The 21489-nt window shown below is 44.1% G+C and carries 2 protein-coding genes; both read left to right on the forward strand.

All coding sequences use genetic code 11. The features are described from left to right. Positions 1 to 2 precede the first annotated feature (2 nt). Positions 3 to 6473 carry a non-ribosomal peptide synthetase gene (locus tag NSQ40_RS12110; RefSeq protein ID WP_258248654.1) on the forward strand — a complete coding sequence of 2157 codons (6471 nt, stop codon included), beginning with the start codon at positions 3 to 5 and terminating at the stop codon, positions 6471 to 6473. Further along, entirely contained in the window at positions 6470 to 21337 is a 14868-nt protein-coding gene (locus NSQ40_RS12115) for a non-ribosomal peptide synthetase (protein ID WP_341286114.1), read from the forward strand. Before NSQ40_RS12110 ends, NSQ40_RS12115 begins: the two co-directional genes overlap by 4 nt. Positions 21338 to 21489: the final 152 nt, after the last annotated feature.

Consider the following 21489-nt stretch of genomic DNA (forward strand, 5'->3'; position numbering starts at 1 on the left):
CGATGGGGGACATTATCGATATATACGGATTATCACCTTTGCAAAAAGGGATACTGTTTCATACTTTATATGATCAAGATGATGAGCATTCTTTTTCCTACATTGTACAGGTAGGTTTCTTACTCGGTAATCGATTGGATGTTGCTACTTTCGAAAAGGCCTGGGAATACGTCATTCACCGACATGAGATTCTACGTTCTGTTTTTGTGTGGGAGGAAGTAGAAAAGCCATTGCAAGCTGTTTATCAACGTCTTCCTTTTACTATTCGTCGAGAAGACTGGAGCGCTCTTTCATGTGGAGATAGGGAAAAGAAATTACACCAGTTTTTGAATGCTGATCGGAGAAAAGGGTTTTCGTTAGACGAAGCACCGTTGATGAGAATCACTGCGATTAAAGAAGCAGAAGAAGAAACGAGAATCATTTGGACGCATCATCATATTTTGTTGGATGGGTGGAGTGTGTCCCTGATCTTCGGTGAAGTGATGGGAGTTTATCTCAAGATGATAAAGGGAGAAGCATTCGATCTTCCAAAGTCTCTTCCCTATAAAAAATATATCCAGTGGATTAATAAACAAGATCGAAGTAAAGCTGAGAAATTCTGGACAGAAGAATTAAAAGGATTTCATGCACCTACGCCATTAGCGATGGAAAGAAGTGAACAGGGGCAGGAGAAGGGTTATGGAGAGAGCGTTTATCAGCTATCTGAGGAACTGACTGAAACTTTACAAGAGTGGGTACGAAATAGTCAGCTAACATTAAATACGTTAGTGCAAGGAGCCTGGGCTTACTTGATGAGCCGGTATAGCGGTGAAAGCGATATCGTATTTGGTGTGACTAGCTCTGGACGTCCTACTGAATTAGCAGAGGCAGAGAAAATGGTTGGTCTATTCATTAACACATTGCCTACCCGAATTCATGTAAAGAATGATACATCAGTAGTAGACTGGCTCCGTAAGATACAGATGAAAGAAATGGAACGGAGACAATACGAGTATAATTCGTTGGTCGATATTCAAGGGTGGAGTGAAGTTCCAAGGAGCAGTACTTTATTTCATACCTTGTATGTGTTCGAAAATTACCCGATCCAAGGAGAGCGCAATGCTGATTTAAGATTACTAGAGGTCCAAAGTGCAGAACAAACAAATTATCCTTTGACGCTCATTGCAATGCCAGGTAAGGAATTTACTTTGAAGTTGATGTATGACCGCCATCATTTTGATGAAGAGACCATTCATCGGATTCAGGATCATCTATCGCAAACATTAATTCAGATGACGAAAAGCTCAGATTCAAAGCTATCCGAAATTACCCATTTAACAATGGAAGAGCAGGTACAACTGCTAGAGAAATGGAATGATACCCAAGTAGAATATTCATCTGAAAGCATGATTCATACGTTATTTGAGCAGCAAGTGGAGAAAACGCCAGAAGCGATCGCGGTTATTTATGAAAATGAGAAACTTACCTATAGAGAGCTGAATGAGCGTGCTAATCAGCTAGCTCACTATTTACAGAAGCGTAGTGTGGGTCCAGAGTCTTTAGTCGGTGTATATATGGAAAGATCGCCAAAAATGATGATAGCGTTGCTAGGGGTTCTAAAGTCAGGAGGAGCTTATGTTCCACTTGATCCTACGTATCCCGAGAATCGGCTACGCTATATATTAGAAGATGCTAGAATCGAAGTACTAGTGACGCAAGAAAAGTTAGAAAAAATAGGTATATCCGAACAAATCGAAACAATTTGTATGGGTCAAGATCGCATTGCGATTGAACAGGAAGAACCGATCGCATGTACAAGCAGTGTAACAGGAAAAAATTTAGCATACGTTATGTATACTTCAGGATCTACAGGTAATCCAAAGGGAGTGATGATTGAGCATCATTCGGTGATTAATTATCTTGAATGGATGCAACATCAATATCCACTCTCTGAAAAGGATGTGGTCTTGCAGAAAACACCATTCTCATTTGATGTATCGGTGTGGGAGTTATTTTGGGGTATTAGTGTAGGAGCATGTGTATCCTTCCTGCCTCCAGATGGAGAAAAGGATCCTTCTATAATAGCTGAAGTGATAGAGAAGCATCAGGTTACTGTTGTCCAATTTGTTCCTTCGATGCTATCTGTTTTCTTAGATCATTTCGATCATATTGATTTGAAACTGAAATGTTCGTCCGTGCGTCATGTGTTTTCCGGTGGGGAAGAGCTAAGTCCAGGGTTGGTTAGACGATTTCAACAGCACTGGGATCAGAGCGGACAAGTAAAATTGACCAACTTTTATGGACCAACAGAAGCAACCATTTACGTGAATGCATTTGACTGTCAACCCCATCAAGAATTTGTTTCTATTGGTAATCCAATACAAAATATTCAGCTGTATGTATTAGATCAGAATCAGTGCTTGCAATCGATAGGGATAGAGGGTGAGTTGTATATTGGTGGTGCAGGTTTAGCACGTGGTTACTTAAACCGACCTGATCTCACTGCTGAAAGATTCGTTCCGCATCCGTTTCAATTAGGAGAACGGCTATATCGAACCGGAGATTCAGTAAGATATCTAACTGATGGGAATTTAGAATTTATAGGCAGAATGGACCATCAAGTGAAAGTGCGTGGCTTTCGGATTGAGCTTGGAGAAATTGAAGCGACTTTAGAAAGGCATTCGTCTATTAAAGAGGCTGTCGTGCTAGTGAGAGAAGATCGCTCTGGTGATCAGCGATTGGTAGCGTATGTGATAAGCGATGGAAATATCCAAAATTGGCGAGCGTATCTCCAGGACCAATTACCGAATTACATGGTTCCAGCACACCTTGTAGAGTTGGAATATTTCCCACTTACTCCGAATGGAAAAATCGACCGAAAAGCCTTACCAGCGCCGGAAGGACAATCTATGGGAGAGTTTAACGTCCTACCAAGAACGTCATCGGAAGAGCTCATCGCCTCGGTTTGGAGTCAAGTGTTAGGAATAGAAAATATCGGCATTCAGGACTCTTTTTTTGAACGTGGTGGGCACTCATTACTCGCTACCCAAATCGTCTCTCGATTACAAGAAGCATTCCAGATCAAAATCCCGCTACGTGAACTTTTCAAGTACGATACGGTGGAGGCACTGTCGAAGCGACTGGATCAGTTGTGTAAAGGAGATAAAAAACGAGAGATTCCACCACTTGTACCTATGTCGCGGGAAGAATCTATTCCGCTTTCTTACGCACAGAAACGCCTATGGTTCATTGATCAATTAATGCCAAATAGTGCGATGTACAATATTCATGCAGCATGTCGACTGACAGGAAAATGGTCACTTGAAGCATTGGAGACGGGATGGAATCAGTTGATTGAACGTCATGAATCATTGCGGACGGTAATTCAAGAGCGAGAGGGTGAACCCGTTCAACAGGTTCAGTCGCATGTTTTCAGACCCCTCCCTCAAATGGATCTAACAACTCTCCCTCTGGAAGACAGAGAAAGAGAGTTGAAGCGGCTCGTTCAAAACGAGGCGGAGGAACCATTTCATTTGGGACAAGGTCCTTTGATCCGAACGCGAATTTTGAAAGTGGACAAAGAGGAATGGGTACTTCTTTGTACGATGCATCATATTGTTTCGGATGGGTGGTCAATGGGAATCTTACTCGAAGAATGGATGGCTTTTTATGAAGGAGCCATTAGTGGAAAACCAGTTGAACTGAGGGAGTTACCTGTTCAATATGCGGACTTTGCCATGTGGCAAAAAGAATGGCAAAAAGAAGAGAATCTTGATCAGCACCTTCAATATTGGAAGGAAGAATTGGCTGGTGAGTTACCGGTCTTGCAATTACCGATGGATCGTCCTCGACCTGCTGTTCAAACCCACCGTGGTGCAAGTCAATCTCTGATGGTGGCGAATTCCTTACGGGAAAAGCTCAAGGAATTAAGTCTGCAAGAAGACTCCACCTTATTTATGACCTTGATGGCGGCGTATCAAAGCTTCCTTTCTCGTTATACGGGACAAGATGACATCTTGGCTGGAAGCCCGATTGCGAACCGGAATGTTAAAGAGATTGAAGGATTAATAGGTTTCTTTGCAAATACGTTGGTTTATCGAGCTGATTTCAGTGGAAATCCGACGTTCCAAGAACTTCTGTCGCAGATACGAAAAAAAGCACTAAAAGCATACGAGTATCAGGACATTCCGTTTGAGAAAGTGGTAGAAGCCGTAAAACCTGAACGGAATACCAGTCATTCGCCGATTTTCCAAACCATGTTTACCTTGCAGAATATGAAACAAGAGTTACCTCAGCTATCTGAAAGAAACATGGAGCTGATGGAAAATCATACTTCGGTTGCCAAATTTGATTTGAGTTTATTTGCATCGGAGACGGAAGAAGGGTTATTGCTAAATTTTGAATATAATACCGATTTGTTTAATGCTGCAACTATTGAACGAATGGCAGGTCATTTTGAACATTGGTTATATGAAATTGTATCTCATCCAAAAGATTCACTATCAAAGCTGAATATGCTATCGAAAGCAGAATATAAGAGGTTACTAGAGGAATGGAATGACACAGGTGTCGTGGCCATACGTGAAAGCACGATTCATACATTGTTTGAGGAACAAGTGGAGAAAACGCCAGAAGCGATCGCGGTAGTGTGCGAAGATGAGGAGCTAACGTATCAAGAACTGAACGAACGCTCCAATCAGTTGGCCCATTATCTTCAAAAGAGGGGTGTGGGATGCGAATCATTGGTTGGGATCAGCGTTACACGTTCATCCGAGATGATTGTCGGTCTCTTAGGAATCATGAAAGCAGGAGGAGCGTATGTTCCGATTGATCCTGCGTATCCGGAGAGTCGGATACGGTATATTTTAGCGGATGCTCAAATCGAGGTACTGGTGACACAGGACAAGTTGCAGCAAAAAATGACGTTACCTGAATCGGTTAATATGATTTGTATCGATCGTGATCGAGCAGCGATCGAACAGGAAGTAACGACCGTATGTACGAGTGAAGTGACAAGCGATAACTTAGCTTATATCATCTATACCTCAGGATCCACTGGCAATCCTAAGGGAGTGATGATTGAGCATCGGAGTACGTTGGCGATGATCCATTGGGCACATCAAACCTATTCCCGACAGGAATTAGCAGGAGTGCTGGCTTCAACTTCACTATCCTTTGATCTATCGGTTTTTGAAGTATTTGTTCCTTTGACGAGGGGTGGCAAGGTAATTGTCGCTGAAAGTGCCCTTCATCTGGACAAGTTGTCTACGAAGGATGTGACCTTGGTCAATACTGTGCCATCAGCAGCGAAGGAACTGGTTCGAGCAAAGTTAATCCCTTCTTCGGTAAAAGTGATGAATTTGGCTGGAGAACCGTTGCCACAGTCACTGGTCCAGCACTTGTATGAGAGAAGTCCGATTGAAAAGGTGTACAACCTATACGGTCCATCCGAAGATACTACTTATTCTACGTATATGAAGCTAGAAAAGGGCGTCATGCACAAGGTGCCACCGATTGGTAGACCCATCTCTAACACAGAAGTATATGTACTCAGTGCAAACCAGCAAATGGTCCCGATTGGTGTAGTGGGTGAGCTTTACCTTGGGGGATCAGGCTTGGCGCGTGGCTACTTAAATCGCCCTGACTTAACAAACGAGCGTTTTATCCCGCATCCATTTAAAGAAGGGGAGCGAGTATACCGGACGGGAGATCTTGTGAGATATCTACCGGACGGGAATTTGGATTATCTCGGTCGGATCGATCATCAAGTGAAGATCCGTGGATTCCGGATTGAGCTAGGGGAGATTGAAGCGACGTTACAAAGTCATTCATCAGTTAACGAAGTCGTTGTGATGGTACGCGAAGATCATCCGGGTGATCAGCGTTTAGTTGCCTATGTAGTCGGAGAAGGAAATGCTCATGCGTGGCGTGATTATCTCAAGACCCAGTTACCAAATTACATGGTTCCGGCACACTTTGTCGAATTGACAGCATTCCCACTCACCCCAAATGGAAAAATCGATCGGAAAGCCTTACCTGCACCAGAGCGCAAGGAAGCAGAGGGTGGTTATGTTGCCCCTCGTACCCCTACAGAAGAAGCGATTGTTTCGATATGGCATCAAATTTTAGGCACTGAAAATATCGGGATTCATGATTCATTTTTTGAACTAGGTGGCCATTCATTACTCGCTACACAAGCTGTTTCTAATCTGAATGAAACCTTTGGAATTGAGTTACCACTGCATGATTTATTTATGTATACTACGGTGCAGGAATTGGCAGAACGGGTTAATCAGTTGCGCTGTAGTGGAAATGAGCAAACGCAGAATGATAGTAAGGAGAATGTAAGTTTTCAAGACTATATTCAAAATGAAGCAGCAGCGAGTAATGATGAAGAGTTACTTGAACTTCTTAAGCAATTGGAAGAGTTATCAGAGGAAGAAGCGCAAGATATATTCGAGAGAAACTTGGTTGAGGAAGGTGTGAAAAAATGAGAAGTGATTTACTTGCAAAGTTGAATTCGCTTTCTCCTGAGAAGAGAGCGTGGCTTCAGAAGCAGATGCAGAAAAAGGAGAATAAAGAAGCGCTTCCGTTGTCCTATGCACAACAACGTTTGTTGTTTATGGACCGATTTAACCCAAACAGTTCAGTATATAATATTCCGACAGTATGGCGTCTAAAAGGAAATTGGATACCTGAAGCATTGGAAAAGGGATTAAATCGACTCATTGAGCGTCATGAATCATTACGCACCGTTTTTAAGGAAGTTGGAGACCAACCTATGCAACATATTGTGGAATTCCTTCCTAGAAAACTACCTGTAGAGGATTATTCTCACCTTCCTTTGGAAGTAAAGGAAAAAGAGATAGAGAGTTTGATTGCTAGAGAAGCGCAGGATCCGTTTGATTTAATGAATGGCCCTTTGATTCGTAATCAACTGGTTCAATTAGGGAAAGAGGAATGGTTATTGCTATGTACCATGCACCATATTATTTCTGATGCGTGGTCCATCGGCATATTGATCAATGAATTGCTTGCCTTCTATGAGGAAGAAATGAGTGGGAAGCCTGCTGGACTAAGTTCGCTATCGATTCAATATGCAGACTTTGCGAAATGGCAAAGGCAGTGGTTGCAGGGTGAAGTGCTAGATCGACAACTTACGTATTGGCAGGAAGAATTGTCCGGTGAGCTTCCCATACTACAACTGCCAGTGGATCGCCCTCGACCGGTTACGCAAACGTACGCTGGGGACACGTATCATGTGATTCTTCCTCACACACTACTCAGTTCATTGAAGGATTTAAGTCGACGAGAAGGATCTACCTTATTCATGACCTTAATGGCTGCATATCAGAGCTTTCTTGCTCGCTATACGGGGCAAGAAGATATTCTTGTCGGAAGTCCGATTGCGAATCGGAACCATAAAGGAGTAGAGGGATTAATCGGCTTCTTTGTTAATACGTTAGTCTATCGAGCGGATCTCAGTGGAAATCCGACGTTCCGGGAGATTTTGTCTCAGATAAAGAAAAAGGCGTTGAAAGCGTATGAATATCAAGATATTCCGTTTGAAAAAGTGGTAGAAGCTGTACAACCTGAACGGAGTACGAGTCATTCGCCCATCTTCCAGACCATGTTTACGCTACAGAATATAAAACAAGAACGAATAGAGCTGTCTGGGAGAAGTTTGGAAATGATAGAAAGTAATATTTCCATCGCGAAATTTGATTTGAGTTTAACCGCTTATGAGGTGGAAGAAGGTCTATTTGTCTCTTTTGAATACAATACAGATTTATTTGACAGTAGAACCATTGCACGTATGGCAGGGCATTTTGAAAACTGGTTGAACGAAATTGTTCATCATCCAGATGAATCATTTACAAAGCTGTCGATGCTAGCGGACACAGAACAGAAGCAGCTCTTGGAAGAATGGAATGACACTGACGTAGTTTATTCACATGAGAGCATGATTCACGAACTGTTTGAGCAGCAGGTTGCGCGTACACCTGGAGCGGTGGCGGTAGTGTATGAAGGTGGACAGCTGACGTATCAAGAACTCAACGAGAAAGCGAACCAATTGGCACATTATTTACAGAAACGGGATATAGGACCTGAGTCATTGGTCGGTATATGTGTCGAGCGTTCACCCGAAATGATTATTGGTCTCTTAGGGATTCTCAAAGCAGGTGGGGCTTATGTCCCACTGGATCCGAGTTATCCTGAAAATCGCCTGAGATACATTTTAGAGAACTCGCAGATCCAAGTGCTTTTAACAAAGGAAGCGTTACAGGGTTGGTTGCCTGAAGGCATCCAAGCGATTTGTTTGGATCGAGATCAAGCAGCGATTTCTAAAGAGAGTAGCTTGGCACCAGTGAGCGGAGTGACAGCAAACAACTTGGCGTATATCATTTACACTTCGGGTTCGACAGGGAATCCGAAGGGAGTGATGATTGAACACCACTCGGTTATCAACCGATTACAGTGGATGCAAAAAAACTATCCATTATCTGAACAGGATACGATTCTTCAAAAAACGCCGTTTTCGTTTGATGTCTCTGTCTGGGAATTATTTTGGTGGTCATTTGTAGGAGCACGTGTTTGTTTACTTCCACCGGGTGGCGAGAAGGATCCTGCAATGATTGAGGAGTGTATTGAGCGATATCGCGTGACCACGATGCACTTTGTTCCGTCGATGTTATCTACTTTCTTGGATTATATGGAACAATTCAAAGCGAAAAAGGACGTATCGTCTTTGTGTCAGGTTTTCACCAGTGGAGAAGCGTTAAATACCGAACAAGTTCGCCGGTTTAAGGGTGTGTTTTATGATTCTCAGCAAACGAAGTTAAGCAACTTGTATGGTCCTACAGAAGCGACTATAGATGTCACTTACTATGATTGTGATTTAGAAAAAGAACCGTTGCTTATCCCGATTGGTCGTCCGATTGATAATACCGAATTGTATGTGCTAGATCAAAGCCAACAGGTGCTACCGATAGGTGTGGCTGGGGAACTTTACCTTGGTGGTGTAGGCTTGGCACGTGGTTACTTCAATCGTCCAGAGTTAACTGCTGAACGTTTTATTCCGCATCCATTTAAGGAAGGGGAACGGCTCTATCGGACGGGGGACCTGGTGAGGTATCTGAATGATCGCAATGTGGAGTATATCGGAAGAATAGATAACCAAGTGAAAATCAGAGGATTCCGGATTGAGCTGGGAGAGATTGAAGCGGTCCTACACGATCATTCATCTGTGAAAGAGGCTGTCGTGTTAGTGAAGGAAGATCATCCTGGAGACAAGCGGTTAGTAGCTTATGTGGTGGGTGAAGGAGACACTGGAGAATGGCGTGAGCACCTCAAGACGCAATTACCGAATTACATGATTCCGGCATACTTTGTCGAGATGGAAGTGATGCCACTCACTCCGAATGGCAAAATCGATCGCAAAGCCTTATTGGCATTGGATGGACAGCCCATGAGCGTAAATATTGTCTCACCGCGAACACCAGTGGAAGAGCTCGTCGCATCGGTATGGAGTCAAGTGTTAGGCATAGAAAATATTGGTGTTCAGGATTCCTTCTTCGAGCTTGGTGGCCACTCGCTACTCGCTACCCAAGTTGTCTCACGTTTACAAGAAGTCTTCCAAATCGAACTACCGGTGCGTGAACTTTTTGAGTTTACAACGGTGGAGGCACTGGCGAAGCGACTGGATCAGTTGCGTAAAGGGGACAAAAAACGAGAGATTCCACCGCTTATGCCGATGGAACGGGGAGAAGCCATTCCGCTCTCTTATGCCCAACAGCGCCTGTGGTTTATTGACCAATTCACGCCTAATAGTGCACTTTATAATATGCCGATGGTATGCCGTCTTACAGGAAATTGGGTACCTGAAGCATTGGAGACGGGATGGAATCAGCTGATAGAGCGTCATGAATCTTTACGGACTGTGTTCCATGAAATGGATGGTCATCCTGTGCAGCAGATTCAACCGTATGCTTTCCGGTCCCTTCCTCAAATGGATTTAACTATGCTTTCTCCGGAAGAGCGAGACGCAGAAGTTAATCGTTTAATTCAGCAAGAAACAGAAGTGCCATTTGACTTAGGAGAGGGCCCACTGATTCGGACAATCGTCTTGCGAGTGGGAGAAGAGGAATGGATCCTCCTCTGCACCCTGCATCATATCGTTTCGGACGGATGGTCGATGGGAGTCCTACTTGAAGAATGGATAGCTTTCTATGAGGAAGCAACGGATGAGAAGGTAGCAGAACTTGAACCATTACCGATCCAATATGCGGACTTTGCTCAGTGGCAAAAGGGATGGTTGAAGGAAGAAGTGCTTGAACAGCAACTCCACTATTGGCAGGAAGAATTGTCTGGTGAGCTTCCTGTGCTACAACTGCCGATGGATCACCCGCGTCCTGCGGTGCAAACCCATCGTGGATCGACACACACTGTGTTGCTGTCACGTTCGTTACGCGACAAACTGAACGAATTCAGTCGTCAAGAAGGGTCGACGCTCTTTATGACCCTGTTGGCTGCGTATCAAAGCTTCCTCTCCCGTTATACAGGACAAGAAGATATTCTCGTCGGAAGTCCAATTGCGAATCGTAATTACAGAGAGATTGAAGGGTTAATCGGTTTCTTCGTCAACACGTTGGTTTATCGGGCTGATCTGAGTGGCGCACCGACATTCCAAGAGTTGTTGTCTCAGGTGCGTCAAAAGGCGCTGAAAGCATATGAATATCAAGATATTCCATTTGAAAAAATTGTGGAAGTTGTGCAACCTGAGCGGAGTACAAGTCATTCTCCGATCTTCCAGACGATGTTCATCTTACAAAATATGAAACAAGAGCTTCCAGTGTTGTCTGGTAGAAGAATCGAAATGATAGAAAGCCATAATTCGATCGCGAAATTTGATTTAAGTGTAATGGCAGCCGAGGCGGAAGAAGGATTAATTTTCTCTTTTGAATACAATAAGGATTTATTTGATATTACAACCATCGAACGAATGGCAGGACATTTTGAGAACTGGCTATATGAAGTTTCTCATCATCCACAAAAACCGTTGAATAGTTTGAGTATGCTCTCCGAATTTGAGCGTGATTTGTTATTAGAGACATGGAATGACACCGCAATGGAAATGTCCCAAGAGGGTCTTATTTGCGACAGATTTGAGGACAAAGTAGCACGACGTCCCGATGCGATTGCAGTGGTCGATCAAATGAGAGAGTGGACCTACGGTGAACTGGATGCGAGGGCAAATCAGTTGGCACATGTTTTGCAGAGAAAAGGGGTTGGTCCTGAATCAGTTGTGGGTGTCTACCTCCCGAGATCGGCTGAGCTAATGGAAAGTTTACTTGGCATATTGAAAGCTGGCGGGGCCTATGTCGTTCTAGATCCGTTGTATCCGAAATCACGGTTACAATACATGATTGAAGATGCAGGGATCCAAATCGTAGTGACGACAGCAGCGCAAGAAAGCCTTTCTGAGCAGGTCGAAACGGTGAGATTAGAAGAAATAACAGATGAAAGCGTGATCGCACCGAAGCGGCAAGTGAAACCCGAGCACTTAGCTTATATCGTCTACACCTCTGGTTCCACAGGAAAGCCAAAGGGTGTCATGGTCGAATATCGGTCATTGATGAATATGGTCTCTTGGCATCAAGCGGTATACCAAATTACAGAACAGGATCGTGCGACTCAAATTGCGGGGATTGCCTTTGACTCAGCCGTCCAGGAGATTTGGCCTTATCTCACTGCTGGTGCAGCACTATACCTGTCGACAGAAGAGTTGCGAATCAATCCGGAGGCTCTACGAGATTGGCTCATTGATTCACGGATTACGACTAGCTTTGCGCCTACACCTATTCTGGAAAGACTCTTGAAATTATCTTGGCCAGAGAAGACGGATCTCCGTTTTATCATTACGGGAGGAGATCAGTTAACACAGTATCCATCTGAACAAATCCCTTTTACGGTGATTAATCAGTATGGTCCATCGGAAAATACCGTCGTTACCACTGATTGTTATGTGCCTGTAGGAATGACAACAGGTACTCCGTCGATTGGTCGACCGATTGCGAATACAGAAGTATATGTGTTAGATTCTCACCTTCAGCCGGTACCAGTGGGTGTGATTGGAGATCTCTATATCGGAGGAAAGAGCCTTGCTCGTGGCTATGCTAATCGTCCGGAACTCACAGAGGAAAAATTTATTCCGCATCCGTTTAAGTCAGGGGAACGTCTCTATTACACCGGGGACAAAGCAAGTTATCTGCCTGACGGTGATCTCCAGTTCCATGGTCGTATGGATGACCAAGTAAAAATTCGTGGTTTTCGGATTGAACTGGGAGAAGTTGAAGCAACTTTGCAGGCGCATTTGTCTGTAAAAGAAGCTGTTGTACTGGTAAGAGAGGATCATCCAGGAGACAAACGATTGGTAGCTTATGTAGTTGGTGAAGGAAGTGTTCATGAATGGCGTGAGCATCTGCAAACACATTTACCGAATTACATGGTTCCGGCACACTTTGTCGAGATGGCATTTTTACCACTCACACCGAATGGAAAACTCGATTTAAAAGCATTGCCTGTACCTGATGAACCATCTACTGAAAATACTGTATACCCACGAACTCCGATGGAAGAGCTCGTTGCATCGGTATGGAGTCAAGTGCTAGGCATAGAAAATATTGGTGTCCAGGATTCCTTCTTCGATCGAGGTGGCCACTCGTTGCTCGCTACCCAAGTTGTATCTCGGTTAAAAGAGGCATTACAAATCGAACTGTTAGTACGTGAACTGTTTGAGCATTCAACAGTAGAGGCGTTGGCGAAGCGACTGGATCAGTTGCGTAAAGGAGACAAAATACAAGAGATTCCACCGCTTATGCCGATGGAACGGGGAGAGGCCATTTCGCTCTCCTATGCCCAACAGCGCCTGTGGTTCATCGATCAATTCACACCTAATAGTGCACTTTATAATATACCGATGGTATGCCGTCTTACAGGGAATTGGGTACCCGAAGCATTGGAGACGGGATGGAATCAGCTGATAGAGCGTCATGAATCTTTGCGAACGGTGTTCCATGAAGTGAATGGTCATCCTGTGCAGCAGATACAACCGTATGCTTTCCGGTTCCTTCCCAAAATAGATCTAACTACGCTTTCTTCCGAAGAGCGAGAAATCGTAATGGAAAAATGGATCCAAAACGAAGCCGAAGCGCCATTTGACTTAGGACAAGGTCCGTTGATCCGTGGGCAAATCGTGCAAATCGCAGAAGAAGAATGGATTCTTCTTTGTACCATGCATCATATTATCTCGGATGGCTGGTCGATGGAAATCTTGCTCCAAGAATGGATGGCATTCTATGAAGAAGCGGTTGGTGGAAAACCAGCAGAACTCGCACCATTACCGGTTCAATATGCCGACTTTGCCCAATGGCAAAGGGAATGGATGAAAGAAGAAGTACTTGATCAGCAGCTTGCATATTGGAAGGAAGAGCTGTCTGGTGAGTTACCAGTCTTAATGTTGCCGATGGATCGTCCTCGTCCTGCGGTGCAAATCCATCGTGGATCGACACATACTGTGTTGTTGTCACGCTCGTTACGCGACAAACTGAACGAACTTAGTCGTCATGAAGGGTCGACGCTCTTCATGACCTTACTGGCATCGTATCAAAGCTTCCTCGCTCGTTATACAGGACAATCGGATATTCTTGTCGGAAGCCCGATTGCAAACCGGAATTATCGCGAGATTGAAGGGTTGATTGGTTTCTTCGTCAACACGTTGGTTTATCGGGCTGATCTGAGTGGCGCACCGACATTCCAAGAGTTGTTGTCTCAGGTACGGACAAAAGCATTGAAGGCGTATGAATACCAAGATGTTCCGTTTGAAAAGATTGTAGAAGTCATACAACCCGAGCGTAGTACAAGTCATTCTCCGATCTTCCAAACCATGTTTACCTTACAAAACACGCAACAAGAGCTTCCAGAGCTTCATGGAAGAAGTTTAGAAGCGATGGAAAGTCATGCTTCGATCGCCAAGTTTGATTTGAGTTTAAGCGCCGCAGAGGTGGAAGAGGGTTTATTCCTTTGTTTTAACTATAAGAATGATTTATTTGACGTTGTAACGATCAGACGTATGGCTGAGCATTTTGAAAACTGGTTGAATGAAATCGTGGAACATCCCGATAAATCACTGACGAAGTTGACGATGCTATCGGAATTAGAGAAGCAATTGATGGAAGAGTGGAATGATAATGCTGTAGCGTATCCACGTGAGAGTGTGATCCATAAACTGTTTGAAGATCAAGTGAATCGTACACCTGACACGGTGGCGGTGGTGGATGGAAATCAGCAGTTGACGTATCGAGAGCTGAATGAGAAAGCAAACCAATTGGCCCATTATCTCCAGAAATGTGGGATTGGGACCGAGTCATTGGTCGGTCTCTGCTTCCAGCGTTCAGTTGAGATGATTGTTGGTCTCATGGGGATCTTGAAAGCTGGGGCAGCCTATGTTCCATTGGATCCATCGTATCCAGAAAGTCGCCTACGATATATTCTGGAGGACACAGGGATTCAAGTATTGGTCACGAGCGAAGCATTAGTTGGTTGGATACCTGAAGAAATCGAAGCAGTTTGTTTGGATCGGGATCAAGCGATGATCTCACGAGAAAGCATTCTTTCACCAATATGTGAAGTGACAGGAGAAAATTTGGCGTATGTAATCTATACTTCGGGATCAACGGGGAATCCGAAGGGAGTGATGGTAGAGCATCACAATGTGATTCGTTTATTTAAATCAACGGAATGTTGGTATCAGTTTGATGAAAAAGATACTTGGACGCTTTTCCATTCTTATGCGTTTGACTTCTCGGTATGGGAGATTTGGGGAGCATTGCTCTATGGAGGAAGATTGGTTGTTGTTCCTTACTGGATTAGTCGATCGCCCAAGGATTTCTATCAACTGTTAGTAAAGGAAAAGGTTACGGTTCTTAATCAGACACCATCCGCATTTCGACAATTGATACAAGTGTGTGAACAAGAAGATGAGAATAAAAACTTGCATCTGCGCTATGTTATATTTGGTGGAGAAGCACTTGATCCTACTAGCTTGCTACCGTGGTTTCAAAGGTATGGAGAGCAGAACACGCAGCTAATTAATATGTATGGAATCACAGAAACTACCGTTCATGTTACGTATTATCCAATTACTCAGGATGATGTAAAGCATTCTTCAAGAAGTAATATCGGAAAGCGGATTCCAGATTTAGAAGTGTATGTGCTAGACAATTGTCAACAGCCTGTGCCTATTGGCGTATCTGGTGAACTATATATTGGTGGAGTGGGACTCGCACGTGGGTATTTAAACAGACCTGAATTGACTGCAGAACGTTTCATTCCTCATCCATTCAGTAGTGACCCGGGAGCGCGATTATATCGGACAGGAGACTTAGCGAGATACTTGCCGGATGGAAATCTGGATTATCTTGGACGGATTGATCACCAGGTGAAAATCCGTGGTTTCCGAATTGAGCTCGGGGAAATTGAATCTGCTTTAAACGCGCATGCATCCGTAAAAGAGGCTGTTGTAATTGTTCGAGAGGATCAGCCGGGTGATAAACGATTGGTGGCATATGTCGTGGGTGATGGGAATGTAGGTGAGTGGAGAGATTATCTCAAGGCGGAACTACCAAGCCATATGGTTCCTTCAGGATTTGTGATGATGGAAGCTATTCCACTAACTGCTAACGGTAAAGTTGATCGTGAGGCCTTGCCTGTACCAGAGGAGAGGGAAATTGAAAGTGAATGTGTTGCACCCCGGAATGGTAAAGAAGAAACACTGGCTACCATTTGGAAGCAAGTATTAGGGATTAAAAAGGTGGGAATCCATGATAACTTCTTTGAAATTGGTGGAGACTCGATTCTCAGCATTCAGATTGTCTCTCGTGCGAAGCAAGCAGGTTTGCATTTGACACCAAAGCAAATGTTTGAACACCAAACGATTGCCGAGTTGGCGCAAGTAGTCAAAGAAGAACAGGGTGTACAAGCAGAGCAGGGAGTTGTAACTGGAGAACTGATCCTTACACCAATCCAGCAATGGTTTTTTGCACAAGATCATCCTAACCCACACCATTGGAATCAATCCATGTTTTTTAGAACAAAAGAGCGACTGGATATAGTATTACTGGAGAAAGCTGTGCGTACCCTTCTAATCCATCATGATGCCTTGCGTTTAAGATATGAACGTTTACCGGATGGAGCTTGGAAACAGCGGAACGAAGGGATCGAAGAACAATCGACGCTGACCGTGATTTCATTAGACGAAGTGCCGCAAGCAGAATGGCATCAAGTGATTCAAACGGAGATTGACACTGCACAAGCAAGCTTACACTTACACGCAGGACCGCTAATGAGAATGGTGTATTTTGATGAAGGTGAGAAAAGAGCCGGCCGATTATTCTGGGTGATTCATCACTTAGCAGTGGATGGTGTTTCTTGGCGGATTTTACTGGAGGATCTACAAACGGCGTATAATCAAGCGAGCCAGGATCAGAAGATCCAATTATCTACGAAGAGTACATCCTTTAAAGCGTGGTCGGAGAAATTGCATCATTACGCTGAAGCTGGGATTGCGCAAGAAGTGCGTGATTATTGGGAGCAGCAGTTCGAACAAGAAGTGGCTATGCTACCAGTGGATGTCACCCTCGAAGATCCAGCAAACGCAGCAACTGAGGAGATTACCGTGGTGCTGGATGAGAAAGAGACCCGTGCGTTATTGCAAGAGATTTCAAGCACCCATCGTGTCCAAATCAATGAAGTACTATTGGCAGCATTGGTACAGGCTACGGCAGCATGGACAGGTCATTTGACGCTGACCGTGGATCTGGAGGGTCATGGTCGAGAAGAGATTATTGAAGACATTGACCTATCGAGAACTGTAGGATGGTTTACAAGTATTTATCCTGTTCACTTAAATACTACAGGTGCCAACACGCCAATTGCAGCATTAAAAGCAGTCAAAGAACAAGTGCGCCAAATTCCTAATAAGGGCGTTGACTATGGGATTTTGCGGTACTTGAATCCAGCGATGCGTGAGCGATTGGAGTCTCAGCCTACACCATCCATTAGTTTTAACTATCTTGGACAATTTGACCAAATGTTCTCTGACGATGCGATGGTTGTTCCGGAGACCGGGTTTACGCGCTTAGACCATGCTCCTGGTTCCAAGCGATCACATTTAATCGATGTAATCGGAATTGTAACCGATGGAAAACTTCAGTTCACTTGGGTGTACAATGTTGGACAGTTTGCGAAGTCAACCATTCAAAGTGTTGCAGAGAATATGCTCCATCAACTGAGTAGATTGATTTACTCTTCGGATGGAGAATCTGCGCTGACCATTTCGGATTTTGCGATGGCAAATCTCACCCAAGCAGATTTGACCAAAGTACTATCTAAGATGACTCGTGGAAAGAATCATCCCATTACCGACCTGTATCCGCTATCGCCTTTACAGGAAGGCATGCTCTTTCATACACTGCGTGATCAAGAGAATGAACATGTAGCGCCTTATGTGGTGCAATTGAGTTTCCTGGTTAGAGGGAAATTGGATATCCTTACATTCGAGCAGGCGTGGAAATCGGTGATTCAGCGGCATGAAATTTTTCGTTCAGCATTTGTGTGGGATGAAATTGAAGAGCCCTTACAAGTGGTGTATGATCATATCCCATTTAAGCTGAATGAAGTGGATTGGCGTGCGCTGTCTGTCGAAGACAAAGAGGAGAAACGAAAAGCCTTTTTGGCATCGGATCGAAAACAAGCTTTTCTTTTTGATGAAGCGCCATTGATGCGGGTGACTGTTATTCAAGAAGCGGAGGAAGAATATCGGGTTGTTTGGACGCATCACCATATTTTGTTGGATGGATGGAGCTTGCCACTGGTCTTTAACGAATTGCTTACAGTGTATCAGAAGAGGATGAACGGAGAGGCTGTGAATTTACCAAAGTCATCGCCATACAAGAAATATATTAAATGGCTGAAAGAGCAGGAGCAGGAGCAGGCGGAACAATTTTGGAGAGAGAAACTTAGAGGTTTTACAGCACCAACCCCGCTTGGCTTAGAGAGTAAAGAGCAAGAAAAAGGCTATACAGAGAAGGGTGTTTGTTTGTCAAAAGAGCAGACCCAAGCGTTACAAAGCTGGGCGAAGCGTAATAAGCTCACTTTGAGTACGGTGATTCAAGGTGCATGGGCGTATCTCATGAGCCGATACAGTGGCGAGAACGACATTGTCTTTGGTGTAACAAGCTCGGGACGCCCTACGGAGATTGTTGATGTCGAGCACATCGTAGGTCCTTTTATTACCACATCACCGACGCGAATCCAATTGACAGATGATCTGAAAGTAAGGGATTGGTTACAGAAGATACAAGAGGAAGAGATAGAAAGAAGACAATATGAATACGCTTCTTTGACAGAGATTCAAGGATGGAGTGAAGTTCCAAGAGGGACACCGCTGTTCCATAGCTTGTATGTGTTTGAAAACTACCCGGTGAAAGAGGAGTCTTCAGGAAATCTAGAAATTGGTGATTTGGAAGGAGTAGAGCAAACCCACTATCCATTAGGATTGACTGTTGTTCCAGGAAGTCAGTTATCGTTAAAGCTGATGTATGATCGTAGCAAGTTTAATGGATTAACTATTGAACGGATGCTGGGTCATTTACGCCAGGCGTTAAAGCAAATGATCGAGAACGTTGATCAAACCCTGTCGGAGCTGGTGTATGTTACGAAGACAGAACAGAAGCAACTACTGGAAGAATGGAATGACACCGCAATGGAAATGTCCCAAGAGGGTCTTATTTGCGACAGATTTGAGGACAAAGTAGCACGACGTCCCGATGCGATTGCAGTGGTCGATCAAATGAGAGAGTGGACCTACGGTGAACTGGATGCGAGGGCAAATCAGTTGGCACATGTTTTGCAGAGAAAAGGGGTTGGTCCTGAATCAGTTGTGGGTGTCTACCTCCCGAGATCGGCTGAGCTAATGGAAAGTTTACTTGGCATATTGAAAGCTGGCGGGGCCTATGTCGTTCTAGATCCGTTGTATCCGAAATCACGGTTACAATACATGATTGAAGATGCAGGGATCCAAATCGTAGTGACGACAGCAGCGCAAGAAAGCCTTTCTGAGCAGGTCGAAACGGTGAGATTAGAAGAAATAACAGATGAAAGTGTGATCGCACCGAAGCGGCAAGTGAAACCCGAGCACTTAGCTTATATCGTCTACACCTCTGGTTCCACAGGAAAGCCAAAGGGTGTCATGGTCGAATATCGGTCATTGATGAATATGGTCTCTTGGCATCAAGCGGTATACCAAATTACAGAACAGGATCGTGCGACTCAAATTGCGGGGATTGCCTTTGACTCAGCCGTCCAGGAGATTTGGCCTTATCTCACTGCTGGTGCAGCACTATACCTGTCGACAGAAGAGTTGCGAATCAATCCGGAGGCTCTACGAGATTGGCTCATTGATTCACGGATTACGACTAGCTTTGCGCCTACACCTATTCTGGAAAGACTCTTGAAATTATCTTGGCCAGAGAAGACGGATCTCCGTTTTATCATTACGGGAGGAGATCAGTTAACACAGTATCCATCTGAACAAATCCCTTTTACGGTGATTAATCAGTATGGTCCATCGGAAAATACCGTCGTTACCACTGATTGTTATGTGCCTGTAGGAATGACAACAGGTACTCCGTCGATTGGTCGACCGATTGCGAATACAGAAGTATATGTGTTAGATTCTCACCTTCAGCCGGTACCAGTGGGTGTGATTGGAGATCTCTATATCGGAGGAAAGAGCCTGGCTCGTGGCTATGCTAATCGTCTGGAACTCACAGAGGAAAAATTTATTCCGCATCCGTTTAAGTCAGGGGAACGTCTCTATTACACTGGGGACAAAGCAAGTTATCTGCCTGACGGTGATCTCCGGTTCCATGGTCGTATGGATGACCAAGTAAAGATTCGTGGTTTCCGGATTGAACTGGGAGAAGTTGAAGCAACTTTGCAGGCGCATTTGTCCGTAAAAGAAGCTGTTGTACTGGTAAGAGAGGATCATCCAGGAGACAAACGATTGGTAGCTTATGTAGTTGGTGAAGGAAGTGTAAATGAATGGCGGGAGCATCTGAAAACACATTTACCGAATTATATGGTTCCTGCACACTTTATTGAGGTAGACGCGATTCCGCTTACAACAAATGGGAAGGTTGATCGAAAGGCACTGAACAGCTTAACGATTCAAAAAGAAAGTACCTTTTCTACACCAATTATCCCACGGGATGAAATCGAGTATCAGCTGATTAGAATCTGGCAGGATGTGCTACAGATAGAAGATGTCCATGTAAACGATGATTTCTTCGATAGAGGGGGTCACTCTCTCCTGGTAATCAAATTGATTTCAAAGGTCAGAGAGAAATTTGGAAAAGAGATTAAGGTGTCCGCACTGATTGAGAACCCGACAGTGGAAGAAATCGCTTGTCTCATCCGTGACAATCATGATATGGAAAAATCGTTATCGGTTCTGGTTCCATTACAAGAGTCAGAGAAAAGGCCTTTCTTCTGTGTTCATCCGTTTATGGGTAATGTATTCTGTTACATTCAGCTAGCAAGGTTACTCAAGGATCACTGCTCATTTTATGGTCTACAGAATCCTCTCGTAGAGAAAGAAGGAATGGACGGGTTGACTTTGTCGGAAGTAGTTCAACTCTACATCGAGGAAATGAAGCGAGTTCAGCCAGAGGGGCCGTATCGTCTGGGAGGATGGTCTCTGGGCGGTGCCATCGCCTATGAAATCGCAACTATACTACGGAACCAGGGAGAAGAAGTTGAGATGTTGGTACTCATGGATACCAAGGTACCTTCAGAACAGGATCACAAGACAGAGGATGATATGCTTTCTTATATATTGAAGCATTTCATCCATTTAGATCTAGTAGAGCAGGGAGAAGAACTCGTTCATCAACAGGACATGCTTGTTGATCAGTTGATCGTGGAAGGAGTGCTCCTGCCTGATGCGGATCTTACGAGTCTAAAGCAGATTATCAATGCCCACAGGAAGGGTCTAAATTTAATGGCAGAACATGTTTTAACGCCATATTTTGGGGAGGTCATCTACTTCAGTGCTGAAGAAGGTAGAGATTTATTCACGGATTGGAGGCCGTTATTACAGGGGAAAGTGAATAAGTATTCGGTGCCTGGGTCGCACGAAGAGATTGTCTTCTCCCCAGCAGTGGAAAAGATAGCCAAATGTCTCGTAAATGAATTAGAAGGGATAGAGGGAGCGTACCTTTCGTTAACCACAAAGTAGAGTGTCTAGAAAGATACAACTTTATGAACATAAATTTTCACTATCAAAGGTATTATTTGTGAATAGTGATGTGAATGCAAAAAAAGCCGCTTAATGACTGTACATCAAATTTGAGACATTACGAATATATCAATAGCAGCACTGTATAGGGT

The sequence above is a fragment of the Bacillus sp. FSL K6-6038 genome (assembly GCF_038050455.1).
In the GTDB taxonomy this organism is placed as follows: Bacteria; Bacillota; Bacilli; order Bacillales; family Bacillaceae_G; genus Bacillus_A; species Bacillus_A pseudomycoides.

Coding starts and splice junctions, on each gene's coding strand:
- NSQ40_RS12115 (WP_341286114.1), top strand. CDS start 6,470: ATGAGAAGTGATTTACTTGCAAAGTTGAATTCGCTTTCTCCTGAGAAG.
- NSQ40_RS12110 (WP_258248654.1), top strand. CDS start 3: ATGGGGGACATTATCGATATATACGGATTATCACCTTTGCAAAAAGGG.